The 15,959-nt window shown below is 44.1% G+C and carries 10 protein-coding genes and 1 pseudogene; 7 read left to right on the top strand and 4 right to left on the bottom strand.

Going from position 1 to position 15,959, the window contains the following annotated elements; all coding sequences use genetic code 11:
* Positions 1 to 27 precede the first annotated feature (27 nt).
* Positions 28 to 2,622 carry a glycosyltransferase family 2 protein gene (locus F6K37_RS04270; RefSeq protein ID WP_008178726.1) on the top strand — a complete coding sequence of 865 codons (2,595 nt, stop codon included), beginning with the start codon at positions 28 to 30 and terminating at the stop codon, positions 2,620 to 2,622.
* Positions 2,623 to 2,818: 196 nt separating this feature from the next.
* Here the strand turns inward: F6K37_RS04270 and F6K37_RS04265 are convergent, their stop codons facing one another.
* Positions 2,819 to 2,995, bottom strand: coding sequence for a hypothetical protein (locus F6K37_RS04265; protein WP_287248398.1), 177 nt, complete (start codon positions 2,993 to 2,995; stop codon positions 2,819 to 2,821).
* Positions 2,996 to 3,234: 239 nt separating this feature from the next.
* On the bottom strand, positions 3,235 to 5,343 hold the full coding sequence (locus F6K37_RS04260; protein WP_502708338.1) for a cellulase family glycosylhydrolase: 2,109 nt from the start codon (positions 5,341 to 5,343) through the stop codon (positions 3,235 to 3,237).
* A gap of 1,096 nt (positions 5,344 to 6,439) precedes the next feature.
* On the opposite strand from F6K37_RS04260, the gene F6K37_RS04255 reads away from it, so the two are divergent.
* Positions 6,440 to 7,219 carry a hypothetical protein gene (locus tag F6K37_RS04255; protein WP_008178731.1) on the top strand — a complete coding sequence of 260 codons (780 nt, stop codon included), beginning with the start codon at positions 6,440 to 6,442 and terminating at the stop codon, positions 7,217 to 7,219.
* 333 nt (positions 7,220 to 7,552) lie between these two features.
* Here F6K37_RS04255 and F6K37_RS04250 read toward each other — a convergent pair whose 3' ends face one another.
* Positions 7,553 to 7,924 carry a hypothetical protein gene (locus F6K37_RS04250; RefSeq protein WP_008178733.1) on the bottom strand — a complete coding sequence of 124 codons (372 nt, stop codon included), beginning with the start codon at positions 7,922 to 7,924 and terminating at the stop codon, positions 7,553 to 7,555.
* A 343-nt stretch (positions 7,925 to 8,267) separates the two neighbouring features.
* Here F6K37_RS04250 and F6K37_RS04245 point away from each other — a divergent pair, with 343 nt between their 5' ends.
* From F6K37_RS04245 to F6K37_RS04235, 3 genes and pseudogenes are all read left to right on the top strand, one after another.
* Entirely contained in the window at positions 8,268 to 8,474 is a 207-nt protein-coding gene (locus F6K37_RS04245) for a hypothetical protein (RefSeq protein ID WP_008178736.1), read from the top strand.
* 1,644 nt (positions 8,475 to 10,118) lie between these two features.
* Positions 10,119 to 10,901: an HAD family hydrolase gene (locus F6K37_RS04240; RefSeq protein ID WP_008178737.1), complete on the top strand. Its 783-nt coding sequence runs from the start codon at positions 10,119 to 10,121 to the stop codon at positions 10,899 to 10,901.
* 631 nt (positions 10,902 to 11,532) lie between these two features.
* Positions 11,533 to 13,281: pseudogene (locus tag F6K37_RS04235) on the top strand (adenylate/guanylate cyclase domain-containing protein).
* A 3-nt stretch (positions 13,282 to 13,284) separates the two neighbouring features.
* Here F6K37_RS04235 and F6K37_RS04230 read toward each other — a convergent pair.
* Positions 13,285 to 13,455: a hypothetical protein gene (locus F6K37_RS04230; protein WP_154659655.1), complete on the bottom strand. Its 171-nt coding sequence runs from the start codon at positions 13,453 to 13,455 to the stop codon at positions 13,285 to 13,287.
* Positions 13,456 to 13,619: 164 nt separating this feature from the next.
* Here F6K37_RS04230 and F6K37_RS04225 point away from each other — a divergent pair, with 164 nt between their 5' ends.
* Both F6K37_RS04225 and F6K37_RS04220 read left to right on the top strand, forming a co-directional pair.
* Positions 13,620 to 14,480 carry an RNA-guided endonuclease InsQ/TnpB family protein gene (locus F6K37_RS04225; protein ID WP_287248390.1) on the top strand — a complete coding sequence of 287 codons (861 nt, stop codon included), beginning with the start codon at positions 13,620 to 13,622 and terminating at the stop codon, positions 14,478 to 14,480.
* 73 nt (positions 14,481 to 14,553) lie between these two features.
* A complete protein-coding gene (locus F6K37_RS04220; RefSeq protein ID WP_008178744.1) occupies positions 14,554 to 14,943 on the top strand; it encodes an RNA-guided endonuclease InsQ/TnpB family protein in 390 nt (129 codons plus the stop codon).
* The last annotated feature ends 1,016 nt before the right edge of the window (positions 14,944 to 15,959 follow it).

The raw sequence follows: 15,959 nt of genomic DNA, 5'->3' as shown, positions 1-15,959 counted from the left end.
TCTCAAATCAAAATGCTATAAATTGCTATGTCTTTTTCCTTATTCAAACAATCGAGAAATAGGCAAAATCGCCCTCGTCGATCCCCTGTAATTACATTACTCGTTGATCGCCTACCTCGGTTTTTTGACCGAGTCCTAGCACGGCTAGGGTCGAATCACTTGTCGTGGCTGATTTTGCTGCTGGTGTTGCTATCCATACCCCTGATTACTACACCCCTAACAGTCAGGCAGCAGGGGATTGTAGCGATCGCACTAATATTGGTTGGTCAAGTGGTAGTGCGCACTGAAGCCAAACAATCTGATAAAACAGTCAGTGAGTATTTTCATCTGTTTTTAGTATGGCTGAGCCTGGTGACCACCATGCGCTACCTATACTATCGCTTTGCCTATACCCTAAATTTTGATACTTGGATCAACGGGTTTTTCTGTGTGCTGTTGTTGGGGGCGGAATTGTATGCAATTCTAACCCTATTGCTAGCTTATTTTCAAACTCTCAAAATCAAAGACCGAGAAACCGTTGATCTGGCTAACTATCCTCAAGACCAATGGTTCAAGGTTGATATCTACATTCCAACCTACAACGAGCCTGTGGAAATTGTCCGCAATACAGCAGTAGCCGCTCTGGCTATGGACTATCCGGAGGATAAAAAACAAGTCTATGTCTTAGATGATGGCAGAAAGTATCCAGAGCGTCGCAAAAAGTTGAAGCAGATGTGCGAAGAAATCGGCTGTAAATTGCTGACTAGACCTAACAATGATCATGCCAAGGCAGGTAATATCAACACAGCGTTTAATACTACCAAGGGCGATCTGGTATTGATTCTGGACTGCGATCACATTCCAGTGCGAAAATTGCTGATGCGCACAGTCGGGTTTTTCTACAACCCAAACGTATCCTTTGTGCAAACGCCCCACTGGTTCTTTAACCCCGACCCCTTTGAGCGAAATCTCCAGACTAAGGGTGAGATTCCAGTGATGAATGAACTCTTTTATAAAGTACTGCAAAAGGGCAATGACTTCTGGAATGCTTCCTTTTTCTGTGGCTCAGCAGCGGTAATTCGCAAAAACCATGCGCTGGAGATTGGGGGAATTGCCGTTGAAACCGTTACAGAAGATTGTCACACGGCCTTCCGACTCCATTCCTTAGGTTATGAGTCAGTGTACTATGACCAGATTATGGTTGCTGGCTTAGCCCCTGAAACCTTTGCCTCCTATGTGGGTCAGCAAGTGCGTTGGGCAAGGGGAATGGCTCAGATTCTACGGCTAGAATTCCCCTTGTTGAACTGGAAGGCAAAACATCTCACCTTAGGCCAGCGGATTTGTTATTTTTCAGCCACCTCCCACTTCTTCTATGGCTTTCCCCGGCTGATTTACGCTGTCACTCCCACTCTATTCCTATTGTTTGGCATCAATCCCATTCAGGGTTTGGGGCTAGAAACCTTATTTTATGCCCTGCCCCATCTACTGATTAGCCTCAATGCTAACTATATCACCTACAAAGAAGTTCGCTTTTCCTTCTGGAACGAGGTGTTTGAATTTGTGATGTCATTCCAGACGGGGTATGTCACTCTGATGGCGGTGATTAACCCCAAGCTCGGTTCATTTAATGTAACTGACAAGGGGGTATCGGTTAGTCAGCGGAGTTTTGATTGGCAGTCAGTACAGGGTCTTTTGGTAGTAACAGCTATAGTGATTGCTGCCTTACTAGCTGTTCCCTTTTGGCTGCTGCTCCGTCCAGAAGATGCAGAAGCGGTCTTGGTTAACGCCATGTGGTGCGTCTTTAACTTGATTCTGCTGACAGCAGGTTTGTTGGTTGCCTTTGAACAACCCCAACAACGCCCCAAACACCGCCTGCTACGACGCCTTCCGGTGACAATTCACACCACTGACCAGAGTTGGCCAGGGGAAACGGTTAATATCTCAGAAAGCGGAGTTTTAATTGCCTTAGATAGCTGGCCCAACCTACCTGATCAAGTAGACCTTGAAATTGTGGGAGATTACGGCAGACGAGCCTTTGTTGCTGGAGAAATTATCCGCAAGACACCGATTAGTGACCATCAAGTTCACCTTGCGATTAATTTGATCAACCTCACTCAAGCTCAGCTAGATGATTTAGTCCTAGTAATTTATTCCGATGTCAGGGAGTGGTATTCCCAGAAGCGTGCGACCTTAGACCGACCCATGGGCTCCTTAGGTTTCTTAGCCACTGGTGTGTTCCGTGCCTTCCGAGAGTTGAATACCCAAACTAGTACTAAGGTGCGTAAACAGATTAGGGCTACTGTTCAGCTTTATTGGGAAGGTAAGTTTTACAGTGGTAGGGCAACTGAAATGGGAGTGATGAGTTTACGGGTTGAATTAGAACGCAGCACTGCCTATTCTGATACCACGGAGCAAACTAGTCCATTGCTCACACCAGAAGATTTACGAAGAATGGAGCAAGACCAACCCTTCGTTGGCTTGCTATTGAGTCAGGAATCGACTAACCAGTTACCACAGCGATTGTTGGCTCAAATTGTGGATGTCGAAGATTTATCCGATCAAGTTGCCATTGAGTTGAAGTTCCCAGACCAATTAAAGCAGAAACAGGAGACCAAAATTAAACAGCTTTTGAAAGTACTGTAGTTGAAGGTTTAATCAGGTTGAAGGTTTAATCAGGTTGAAGGTTTAATCGGGTTGAACGCGCACGCGTGGCCTATTGGCCAAGGTTGAAGGTTTAATCGGGTTGAACGCGCACGCGTGGCCTATTGGCCAAGGTTGAAGGTTTAATCGGGTTGAACGCGCACGCGTGGCCTATTGGCCAAGGTTGACGGTTTAAACCTCACGGGGTAACAACAACCCTAAAGCTCTCTGGGTGATTGTGGGAGTAGTCCCAGTGCTTCGGCGTTCGCGTAGCGTCGCCGTAGGCCAATGGCATCTCAATCAGGGGAGATGTCAGAAATGCGATTGGGTAAATCCTGCCAGGGCGATGCGTTCGCGTAGGGTGGCCGTAGGCCAATCCCATTCAACTTTTATTTATCAAAAGGGAGAGTTTGAGAGGGAAAAGAATACCCCTTGACTAATAGTTTGGGGATGAATTTTCCCTTTCAAATAGTGTTAAGATAAAAGATAAAGGTCTTAAAAAACTGGGAATTGACCTTACTCAGCTACCCCCGGTGCGGGGGAAAGTTACGCCCTAGGAGATAACAATCTATTTGGTTGTGCCTGGGAATCCCCATCCAAGACGGTTGGGGAAGTTCAATGCCCTGATGCCAACATTTGCTTGGGTTTGTAGTCAGACCCCAGCTTGTTGGCACAGAATCCTAAATGACGGCTTTGACCAGGTTCGATCAATCGTCCCCAATCCAGCGGGGTGACCACATAGTCTTTAGAGGATTGAGAGTTTTCCATGTTACGGGGTTGGAAATTACCATTCCAACTATTGTTAATTGCAGCTTGATTCATTTGGAATGTTAATTCCCAGTCTTCAACCTTAGTACTGCCCTCATTGATAACCTGTATACCGATGCAAAATCCTTCTTGCCAATCTGAATGCAGGTTAGGTACCACTTTTAAAGGGACACGGTTTCGAGTCTGTGACCTTGTAGAGAGATTAGGGTTAGGGAGATTAGGGCTAGGTTCGGGTGTTGGCATTGGCTCCCTTAAACCTTGGTTGGTATCCGGTGGCGGTGAAGGTAAGGGTGCCATGCCGCTGGGTTTGGCACTGGGGGATGGTAAAGGTAGTGGCTCCTTTAAACCTGGATTAGCAAGGGGTGACGGTAGGGGAAGGGGTGTAACTTGCCTTGGTGTGACAGTTGGTGATGGTGCAGGTAAAGGTGCCGGTAACGGTGCGATTACACCAGGGTTAGTACGCAGGTTAGGTGCCGGTAACGGTGCGATTACACCAGGGTTAGTACGCAGGTTAGGTGCCGGTAACGGTGCGATTACACCAGGGTTGTTACGCAGGTTAGGTGGGGGTAGTGGTGCCACGCTCCTGGGTGTGGGATTGGATAGGGATGGAGGTAGTGGTGCAACCCTCCTGGGTGTGGGATTAGAGAGGGGTGGAGGTAGTGGTGCAACCCTCCTGGATGGTTGCCCACTTGGTGTTGGTGTAGGCATTTGCCCGATTGAGCTGGGTTGGGAATTTGGCAATGGCGTGGGCATTGGTTTGGTTCTGCCTGGTGGGAAACTTGGTCGCCGTATGGAAATTGACGGGATAATCGGAGCAACTCCCACGTTCGGGGCGAAATTGTTGGCAATTAGCAGTCCCTGAAGCAGTTGTTGTTTAGGACCCTCCACACTCTGCCAATCATCTTGCAGGATCCCGCCAGTATCCCCACTATTGGGATTCCAACTCCAGTAGGCAAAACTTAGATTGTTTCGATTAATGTAATCTACCAGCCGCCGCTTCCAGAGTCCCTCTTTTGAGTTAGGGTCTACCTCCTTACCACCGAATTCTCCGATCAAAATCGGCGCAATGCCTTCTCTAGCGATATAGTTCCAAGCAATTTCCCAGCGGTATTCCAAATTGTTAGGGAAACTCGGTTCTGAAAACCAAGGGTGATTGAAAACTCCAGGGCCGTATTCATGGGGGGAATAGACCAGCTTATTGGCATTAGACAAACGTACTGGATATTCCCTAACCCCTTCCAGATTACCCCCATGCCAATGGGTTGCTAGTCGTTGACGTGGAACATTCTTTTCCACACCTTCAACAACTATCAGCCAATTGGGGTTGACCGCAAGAATGGCATTACCAGCCCTCTGTGCTGCCAGTCGCCAGTCAGTGGCTAGATCGTTTGTTCCCCAGCTGGCTCGACCATGGGGTTCATTTTTCAGGTCTGCACCAATGACATTAGGCTGATTGCGGTAACGAGTTGCCAGCATTTTCCAGGTTTCTATCCAATCAGTTTCCGTAAACCCATCCCCATACCATAATGGAGGAATACGTTGGTCATTGAGTCGGTGACAGTCCAACAAAATTAATATGCCTTGCTGCTGGGCTTCCTTGATAATGGCATCCATGACCTCCAAGGGCGATTTACCGTAAAGCTCCCGATTGTTACCGATGTTGAAATCAATCCCACTGACCTCTGAGGCTCTTAGGGATTGGATAGAAAACGGCAGCCGAATCATGTTGTAGCCCAAGCTTTTGATCTGCGCCAACATATCCTTGTAGTCTCGTTTCCACAACCCATGAGGAGCATGCAACTCTGTCTCAATCCCAAACCAGTTCACCCCTCTGAGTAATATCGGGCGACCTAGGGAATCAAGTAGTTGTGATCCTTGGGTAGAAAGAGGTAGCTGCATGGTTCTTGCTGCATTGGCTGCATCAACAGGATGGTGAGAAGGCAAGGTTAATTCCATCAGGGATAAAAAGACTAACGCTAAGCCAAGACCAATGATTCGCCAAGGAAGTGTAAATTTGGTTCGCTGGTACTTAGGAAGCCTACTATGCCCAGGCTTGCGCCGTCGAGGCTGCCCGAAATGGCTGATGATTGTCAGCAAGATAGTTGATAGGATGCGGGCAACTCGGGATATGTGCCGGAAAAATCTAGACATCGGTTTCTACAAGAGAAGAGGTAGAGTTAGTCACAACTAGAGGTGCGACCCGTGGCAAATTTAATTCGCCAAGGTCAAGCGCACCTAAGAACTTGAGATTGAGCTTCCTTCACCCTGGCTAACTCGACAAACTAAATTAAGCAACTATATATAGGGCAATGGGTAGGTGACGATAGACAATCCCTTAATATCAATACCCAAAACTAGCCCTAATGTCAGTGTATCTCGTCAAAACCGAAACCAGAAAATGCCCCTGATTAAAAATCCTGTAATGCTTGATGGGTAAAGCCTAGAGTCGAAATCAGCAGGTGCGACCCAAGGGCGATTTACTCGCCCATTGGAAAGCGCACCTATAGGAATTTCTGGTGGGGGTTACACAACCTTCACAAAGTATTTTGACAGATTCCAAAGACTAAGTCAGGGCAGGTATTAAAAAAACTCAACAACTTTTGGGGGGGCATACAGTCAAATACTTATTGAACATGGGTTTTAGCTCCATAACCCTTTTTAGTTTCCCCCACATCCACGTTGAAAACCGTCCCTTTTTCAGGGAGTATTGTGAGCTACATAGCCCCTGAATTGTAAAGCTTTCAGGTGATCACTAGGAACTGCAAGTTTCAATCTAGACCGGGTTTATATAGCTTTACTAGTTATTCATATAAAATTCATCAAGTTAGTGAACCGTTTCATGAAAGTTTTATGAAACATGGGCTCACTACGGATTAACTTAAAGAAAAGCGAAAGTATTAAGGGGTGTAGCTACAAAAAACTTCTGCCGCTGACCACTGATAAGTAGTGAGCCAAAGACTAAACTCTTGACAATTTGATCAAAACTTGGCAGAGTTTTGCACGGCTCAGGTTAAATGGCTTATGCGGCAACTATCCAAGGAAACTACTGATTATGACATCTCCGATTAAACAATTTGTCCTGAAACCGATCGTATTTTCAGCTGCACTGTTTGCAGTCCTAACCATACCACTGGCTTGGTTTGGCTCTGAACCTTTGAATATCCAAGTGCAAGAGGAGCCAGTGTTTGATGGTAAACTAATGGACGTAGCTCCACCTTACTTGGGCTTAGCAGCGCTACTAAGTGTGACTCTAGGAACTGCTACGGTGGCGATCACTGGATGGCGCTCCGCTGACCGCAACCGGTCTGATATAGAGGCACAGTTATCCGGTCTTGAGGAAAATCTCAAGAAAAAGGAGGAATTGTTAGAGACACTTCAGCTCTCAGACTCTAGGTTAGATGCTTCTGGACTCAGGGAGTTTACCTCAGATAAAGACACTTCAGTATCTTTGAACGACAACTACCAGCCAATTACCAATCTTGAGCAAGTCAGTTCTGAACCCTTGCCCAAAACCTACCATCCGATTCCCGAAACTGGGTCGGTAACTGAACCAGTAATCATTAACACTCAAGCAGTGGACCATGAACCATCCACTAAACCCCCCACTAAACCCGACTTGGACGTGCGAGCAGCTACGGCTAGGTTTCCATCGGTTCAATCATTTCTAGCCTATGCTCCACCCAATGCTGCTCAGGAGCCACAGATTAACCCAACTTCCCTTAATCGTGATGAGTTTGACCAACTCTACACTAAAATTCAGCATCTGATGTCTCAGATGGTCACTGTAAAAAAGGCTATGGAAAGACGGTCACCCAAAACTTCACTCGAGTAGTCGTGATCAGATAGCTACCAAAAAAACTTGGTAATGGCTAATTCCTAGATATTGATAGTTAAGTCATATCAAGGGTTAGTCATTATCTTTTCTTACTAGTCAAACCGGAATCTTACGACGTAATGTTTTAATAAAAGCCCTAATCACCTCAGCTGGAGTGTTTCTAGTCTGTTCATAATGTTGATGTGGATTGCTTCAATAATTCTATTGCTTCAATAATTCAAGGTCTGATTCTTAAAGAATTATCGTCACAAAGTATGCAAGCACTGTCAAGATCAATGCTGAATTGCTTGAATGCACCCTGACTATGCACTGACATCATATGCACTGACATCAATTAAGCTCAGAATGATTGGAAAGCATTGCTACAATGCGGTCGAACCTTTTCCTATTTTGCCAACCTAGCCATAGGGGGAGAACTTGGGATTCTGCTAATTCTAGTACCAAGGATTGAATTTCTTGGTCAGATGCCTGTCCATAAAGCAGTAGTACTAAGAACCCATTGAGTTGCCGTGCCATTGTTTTAGCTTGAGGTAAGGCATCTATAGCTTCAGTCCAATGGACAGGGAACATCAAATGAAGTGGCTTATCGTCTCCCATGTGGATGAGAGTGGGTTTGAGGAGATTGCAAGTTCCATGAGGTCCCTCGTACCAAGGGCGATGATTTTCTAGGTACGCAGCTTCTGACTTTACCCAAGTATTCATTTTGTACCTCTAAGTTTATTATAGCTCTTATTTTCTTTATGGTAATTGATGAAAAATGGATTCGCTAAAATTCGTTGTAGTCTACAACGAACAAATCCTCTTAGGGTTTGCTCTTGAGAATTTATCCCGTGGGATAATAACTTATTACCATTGGTATCCCAAGGTAATAGGTCTGGTGATATAAACGCTAAATTTATGTAGCTGTAGCTGTCGTAGTTGATTCTCTAAAAAGAACATGGATTGGTAGTATTTAGTCAGTTATGCAATGTTATAACGCTTAAATTTTAAAAAAATCCATAGTTTGCAATTAGTTTTTTTAAGTTATACTTTAGTTAACGACTAATTGAATTTATGGCCAATTTATCTTGACTTATATCCCCACACCAGTGAGGCGGGAATAACTTACGAGGAAGCGAGTTTTTTCAGTTATTGCTCTGACCAAGAGTCAAGATTTAGAGTGACAGTAACCTGGGATGAACCCGAAAAATTTCCCTTTACCTTTATCCTTATTGTGATGGCCAGGGTGCATCTCACTGTCTTGATGCAATAGCGAGTGGTTTGAAGTTACCGTAAGACAGTTGAGCCTTATTCACATAACTTAAACCAAATACCCATAACCTGCCGACGCTCATTGGCTCAACGTAATCAGGTTTCATCTCCGGGGGTTTCCCCCAAGACCGCGCTACCTCGCTGCATCGCTTTTACAATTAGGCAAAAATTCGCGCGAAAATTCCCACACTTCCCGCGCCCGGGCCCCACACTTCCCACACTTCCCTTCTTTTTTACAAATATGAGATGCACCCGATGGGCACAGGACAAGGGCTGATCGAAAAACTTGATCTCAAAAACCCTGGATTAGGTGGTGACTCCTATTAGTTTTTATGGTTCCTTGAGGAGGAATAGTGGTTTGGATTAACAAGTATAGCATTTTCAGGTGAAATGAAAACGCTATATACCTTGAGAGCTCCTCACTTATATATAGCGCTATAGTAATTGAGTAATTTAGTCAGTAATGCGATTGGCCGTAGGCCACGCTACGGGAACGCATATTTCCCAAGCCAGCAGTCCCTCACCAAGATCAAATTCTGAAACTCTGACCAAAGAGGGACTTTTGCATACATGACGTTTGCCTTTTCAAAAAAGGTACCCACACGGGTACTGTCCAAAGCTGGTGGCGTTTTCCATACTCAAAATACGAGTAAACAACACACAAGAAACGCAATGACCAGACATGGCCGACTCTATCTAAGAGATGTTCCCCAAGATCCAGATTCTACGATGGTAGGTTTGGCAGGCTTTTTCCTTCCCCCTCTTATCGAGCTCAGCGAAACCTGTTGCGGCATCTGACCTTTAGTCTAGCATCAGGACAAGCAGTTTCGAGAGCACTACGGATTAAACCGTATGTCTTATAGCGTTTCTCACAGTTATGAGGTACAGTCTTCTTGGAAGCTGATTCCCTGTTAGGTGCGCTTTCCGCATCTAATTATTAAATTCGCCACGGGTCGCACCTCTTGATGCAGCGCATCCCTATTCCCTATTCCCTATTCCCTATTCCCTATTCCCTCTTTTTTCTTCCCAGATCCGCTGTTCCGGTGATCTGCTGTTCCCTAAAATCCCGAAATTGTGTACCTCATAGCTATGATAATTGCTATATCTAAATCAAGACCAGGATTGGAGACCAACACTGGCTTCACATCCAGGCATATTTGGTATTGTCGATCTTCTTAAATTTGCTGGAGTTGCATAGAGACTATAGCAATCCTAAATCATTTCTAAAATCACTGGACTTCTTAAAAACTAGCTCCAACTCCTGTCCCTTCTGCATAGCTGCCTTCTGCCTTCTGCCTTAAAGCAGCCCATTTATTTCACGAATCAGATCGGATTGCTATATCACTTGATAGGGTGCTATAAAATTATACCAATTCACTAAAACCTTGCTATCTATTATAGCAATCCTAAATCATTTGTAAAATCACTGGACTTCTTAAAAACTAGTTCCAACTCCGGTCCCTTCAGCATAGCTGCCTTCTGCCTTCTGCCTTAAAGCAGCCCATTTCTTTCACGAATCAGATCGGATTGCTATATTGCATAATGGTAAAGATTAAGGGGAAAATGTAAAGGTAAAATCTTTGACTTTTTTCCCTTAATCTTGAGTATAGTAATTTGTAGTATTCATAAGTATTAATTAAGTGAAATGGTACCCACAATTCTGGCTCTCGACTTTGACGGTGTTCTGTGTAACGGACTATTAGAGTATTTTCAGACCGCGTGGCGTACATACTGTCAAATTTGGAAACCCGCTAGTCAAACACCACCCGAGAATTTAGCAGCTAGCTTCTACCGCTTACGACCTGTGATCGAAACCGGCTGGGAAATGCCAATATTGATTCACGCGCTGATTCTCGGTATTTCAGAAGAGAAGATTTTGCAGGATTGGTCAGCAGTTGCCCAGTCTATCGTTAATTCCGAGACCTTAGACAGAACCGATATAGCTAAGCAGTTAGACACTATTCGGGATAAATGGATTACCACCGATTTAGATGCTTGGTTGAGTCTACACCAATTTTATCCTGGTGTGATTGAGCGGTTGGATCAAATACTTTCTACAAATACCACACAGCTATATATTGTTTCTACTAAAGAAGGACGCTTCATCAAGCAGCTATTGCAGCAACAAGGTATTAACTTACCACAAGAGAGGATTATTGGCAAGGAGTCCAAACGACCCAAACATCAAACCCTACGACAATTAATTGAAACTTTTCCAGGGGAAGCCGTAACACTATGGTTTGTGGAAGATCGGCTCAAGACCCTTCAATCTGTGCAACAGCAGCCAGACCTCAAACCGGTGAAACTGTATCTAGCTGATTGGGGCTACAACACCAAAGCTGAGCAAGAATCTGCTGGTCATGACCCGAGAATTCAGTTGTTGTCTCTTGAGCAATTTTCCCAGGATTTTTCAAATTGGCTCGATTAACTATTAGGTATTAGGTAAGCTATCAGCTATCAGCTATCAGCTATCAGCTATCAGCTATCAGCTATCAGCTATCAGCTAATGCGCTACAGATGGTGCTACTGTTCGCGCAGCACCTCAAGTAGCGCAATCGGTGCTTTTAGGTGCGACCCGTGGGGCATTTAATAATTAGATGCGGAAAGCGCACCTTTGAATAAAAGAGGTAAGCATTCTTTTAATGTGAGTTAAGTCTTTTAAATAAAAGACTTAAGCATTCATTTAATTTGAGTTATGTTACAGCGCTTGTGGCCTGTGCCACAAAGCTGACGCCTGACAGCTAGCTGTTCGCGTAGCGTGAGCTAAAAGCTCACGGCTGAATGCTTACGGTATTAGTCCTTCTGGAAGCGAAATTTAGGTTTTGGCAGCATTTCAGAGAACTCTATAACTATCACCTCTGAGATTGTCTTCTCAACCAGGGGTGAAAGGGATTTTGAATAAAACGCTTTTCGGTTAGGGTTTCTATGGGATGCGACACCTAATTTTTAAATTCTGGAACTGGTTACTAAACCAAATTTTTCAGAGAATAATCCTGGTTCTAACGATCATGTTTTGCCTGGGAGTGGGAATTGCCCTCTCAAGTATGTCTCGTCTGTCAATGGATCTAATTGAATCCCACGCACTAGAGTATTCAGCCTTATCCGCTCAACTTATTAATGAGGCACGTAACCTCTACAGTACTGAGGTGGTTACTCGTGCTAAAACTGTTGATGGGATTACCGTTACCCATGACTACACTACCAAAAAAGGGGGAATTCCTAATCCAGCTACCTATGTGATAGAACTGGGTTCGCGCATCAGTGCCAATGATACGGGAGCTTTAATCAGGCTTTACAGTGATTATCCGTTTCCCAATCGACAAGGTGAAGGGGGTCCGAAAGATGATTTTGAATGGGATGCACTCAGATTCTTGAGAAAATATCCCACTCAGTCATTTTTTCGCCAAGAGCAGATCCAAGGTCGTTCTTCATTTCGATATGCAGAAGCCATCATTATGCAGCCTAGCTGCATTGCTTGTCATAACAGCCATCCGGATAGTCCCAGAATGGATTGGAAAGTAGGAGATGTCAGAGGTGTTTTGGAAATAATTCAGCCTCTAGACAAATTTGTGGTACACACACAAATGGGTCTGAGGAGTACATTTATCACCTTAGGAGGACTATCTGTGTTGGCACTCTCAGGGCTAATTCTGGTTATCGGTAGATTGCGTCAAACAGCAAAGGAATTAACAAGGCGGGTTAGGGAACGCACGGCTGATTTGGCTGAAGCTAACCAAGATTTAGAAAAAAGGAATCAAATCATTAGTCAGATTTTTTGGCGTTACCTGAGTAAGGAAGTGGTAGATAAGTTACTGGAAAAACCCGAAGAATTGAAACTGGGAGGCCAGCGCAAAACTCTCACCATACTAACCTCTGATTTAAGAGGATTTACAGCGCTATCAGAACGATTGCTTCCGGAAGAAGTGGTTAAAATTCTCAATCTCTATCTGAAACATATGTCAGAGGTGATTACTAAATACCAAGGAACCATTGATAAGTTCATGGGTGATGGAATTTTGGTTTTGTTTGGTGCTCCTACGGCGAGAGAAGACGATACAAAACGGGCAGTGGCTTGTGCTGTGGCGATGCAATTGGCAATGGTTCCTGTCAACGAAACGATGAATGAGTGGGGCTATCCACCTCTAGAAATGGGTATTGGTATCAACACAGGTGATGTTGTGGTGGGTAATATTGGCTCGGAAAAACGCACCGATTACAGTGTAGTGGGTAGCCAAGTCAACTTAACCTATCGCATTGAATCCTATACCATAGGTGGTCAAATTCTTATTTCACAATCTACCTTTGAACAGGTTAAGTCAATCGTGATTACTCACGGGCACAAACAGGTACAACCAAAAGGGGTTAAACAGCCAATTACTATCTATCAAGTTGTGGGTATTGGTGATGACTACAATCTCTTTCTACCTAAAGAAGATGAAGAATTTTTTTTCCTTCCTAAAGCCATACCACTCACCTACAAAATTTTGGAAGAAAAGCATATCGGTAAAAATCTTTTTCTTGGAAGTTTAGTTCAGCTTTCAGCTAAGGGAGCGAAAGTGCGTTCCTATGAGATAATAAGAGAGAATTTCCCGGTAGAGCTAAGTAATATAAGCCTGAATATATTAAATCAATACCAAGCAGAATATAGTGATGATATCTATGCTAAAGTGACGTCAATTTAACCAGAAAATAAAGGTTTTTATATCCGTTTTACATCCCAACCTCCAGAGGTAAATAAAATGCTTGATTCTCTATACAAGTCGATAAATGATAGAAGTGAATATAAGGCGTTAGGTATCAACAGTTAGCCGTCAGCTAGGGAAAGGCAAGAGGCAAGAGGCAAGAGGCAAGAGGCAAGCGTCGTATATAGGGATTTTTGGTAGTGATGCAGCACGGTCTTGGGGGAAACCCCCATGAGCGACTGCCGTTCCACGGGGCGTACAAGGTGCGTCGCGGTGTTCCGCACACAGACCCAAAACCACTCGTTATTGCATCAAGACAATGTATTTTTAGTTTATTGAATCCCTTGCTATTTAAGGGTTTAAGCTGATTTAAACTACTCATTTACTATAATCAGTCTAGGAGATACCGGAATGAATATTGCAGTGTGGTGTAGAATAAAGTAAGCAGAAAAGGTCGATACGTGATGATAGTGATAGAGTTCAAGGCATACGGGAAGCAAAAACAATATGATGCGATAGATGAAGCTATAAAAACCGCTAAATTTATTCGAAATAAATGCATCCGTTATTGGATGGACAATAAAGGAGTCAAGAAAACTGATTTAAGTGCTCTTTGTGCCGTCTTAGCTAAAGAATTACCGTTTGCCAATGAATTGAACTCTATGGCTCGTCAAGCCAGTGCTGAACGAGCATGGTCATCAATTGCCCGTTTCTATGACAACTGCAAAAATAAAATTCCTGGTAAGAAAGGATTTCCTAGATTCAAAAAACATTGTCACTCAGTGGAATACAAGACTACTGGATGGAAGTTATGCCCAGACAAAAAATCAATAATTTTTAGTGACAAAAAAGGAATAGGAAAACTCAAGCTCAAGGGTACGTGGGACTTATGGCGCTTTGACAAAAAGCTGATCAAGAGAGTCAGGATAGTCCGTCGAGCAGATGGGTACTATGTTCAGTTTTGCATTCAGATCGATATTAATGAGTCTGTTCCAGCAACAGGAACCACTATTGGCCTGGACGTTGGACTAAAGGATTTTTACACTGACTCCAATGGCAATACTGTACCCAATCCTCGATTTTATAGAAAAGGAGAAAAGCGTCTAAAATTCTATCAACGTCGGGTTTCCCGGAAAAAGAAAGGCTCTGCTAACCGAAAGAAAGCAATTAACAGACTAGGTAAGGCACACCTTAAAATAAGTAGGCAGCGTGAAGAACATGCCAAGAGACTGGTTAGAAGTTACCGCAAGAAGAGTGCAGCCTTTATAGTTGGTAGGCTATGCATCAAAGGTGGCAGGTTTTGTTGTAAGGCTGCACTCTTCTAAGGTTTCGTCTCCGGCAGGTTGCGTAGTCCGGTCAAACGACCTGGTCGCCTAGGTCGATTTAAGGGTTAAAAACTTGGTAAAGAACCACTATCTTGCCAAATCTATTAATGATGCAGGTTGGTATCAATTCCGGAAATGGATGGAACATTTTGGGACTAAGTTTGGCAAAGTAACTGTTGCAGTTAATCCAGCGTATACTTCTGCTGAGTGTTCTAATTGTGGTGAAGTAGTCAAAAAGTCTCTATCAACTAGAACCCATGTCTGTCAGTGTGGTTGTTCTCTAGATAGAGACCATAATGCTGCAATCAATATTTTGGAAAGAGCCTTGAGTACGGTGGGGCACACCGGAACTCTGATCTTAAATGATCCAAACGCTTGGGGAGAGGGAACCTCTACTTTTGCTGGTGAAAACCTGTCAAAGCAAGTTGCCTCGTTGAACCAAGAATCCCCGTCTCGCGATTAGCGGGGAGTGTCAAAGTGGTTTGACTTTGAGCCTGGCGGGATTGCTCTCTACAGTATGGTTGGCAGTCAGAAATTGGTATGGTTTGTGGGAAGTTAATCTAGCAGATTGAGCTACTGTGGGCGACAAAGGTGACGCAGCAAGCATTCAGCCGTCAGCTGTCAGCTATCATGCCTAATGCCTAATGCTAATCAACGGTCGGTAGTAAACAAGCTGGGGGGTGCTGGTACGGCTGGTTGAAAATCCCTGCTCGTTTTACTGATCCGAGCCCGTGCAGTTAAAGCGCCTGCTAGCTGATGGCTGATGGCACCTCAAGTAGCACCATCTGTAGCGCATTCGCTGTTCGCGTAGCGTGCGCGTAGGGCATAGGCACCTCAAGTAGCACCATCTGTAGCGCATTCGCTGAATGCTTACGTTATGCGATCGCAAAAGCAAAATTTCCTCAACCAGTTCTCCCCAAGCCCCCTTCAGATTTTTAATGTAATCCTAGTTGTGGTTGATAGCAGTTTTCAATGGAGAACTGCTATCAATGCATATTGTGCATATTGCCTTAACACAGAAAGTGCAGTGAAACAGTACCCTTTTGGGTACTGTCAGCATTGGGTGTGATTAAGAATAATAGACAAAGAAGCCGTTACTACCAACTCAAGCTTATACATGTAGCAGCTTGCAGCCATCGTCATGGTTTGCGGACCAAGACACTCAGCTCATGTGGCAAATGGTGAAGTATGACACTCACCTTTAAAGTCTTACCCAGGGAACTGCATTAACTCAGGCTTCCACTCCAATCAAAAAACTAGCTATAGCATTCAGGTGTGACAAGCAGCCTTGTCAGCCTTCAGTGATGCTCACTTCATCGGTGCTAAGGTCCCGGCTAGTGGCTAATTCCAATCCCCTGATAATTACAGATTACATCCATTGTGGATAAAGGAATAAACTATGGAATTTTATCTGATAAAAGTTTTTTTTATCAAAGCTTTATAGAGTTAAAGTTTTAGTTAATTTTTCGTGAAAGCGAT

It is taken from the genome of Moorena sp. SIO4E2 (assembly GCF_010671945.1).
GTDB classification, from domain to species: domain Bacteria; phylum Cyanobacteriota; class Cyanobacteriia; order Cyanobacteriales; family Coleofasciculaceae; genus Moorena; species Moorena producens.
Note: the sequence above shows the minus strand (reverse complement) of the source record. Positions and strands in the feature narration are given on the sequence as shown.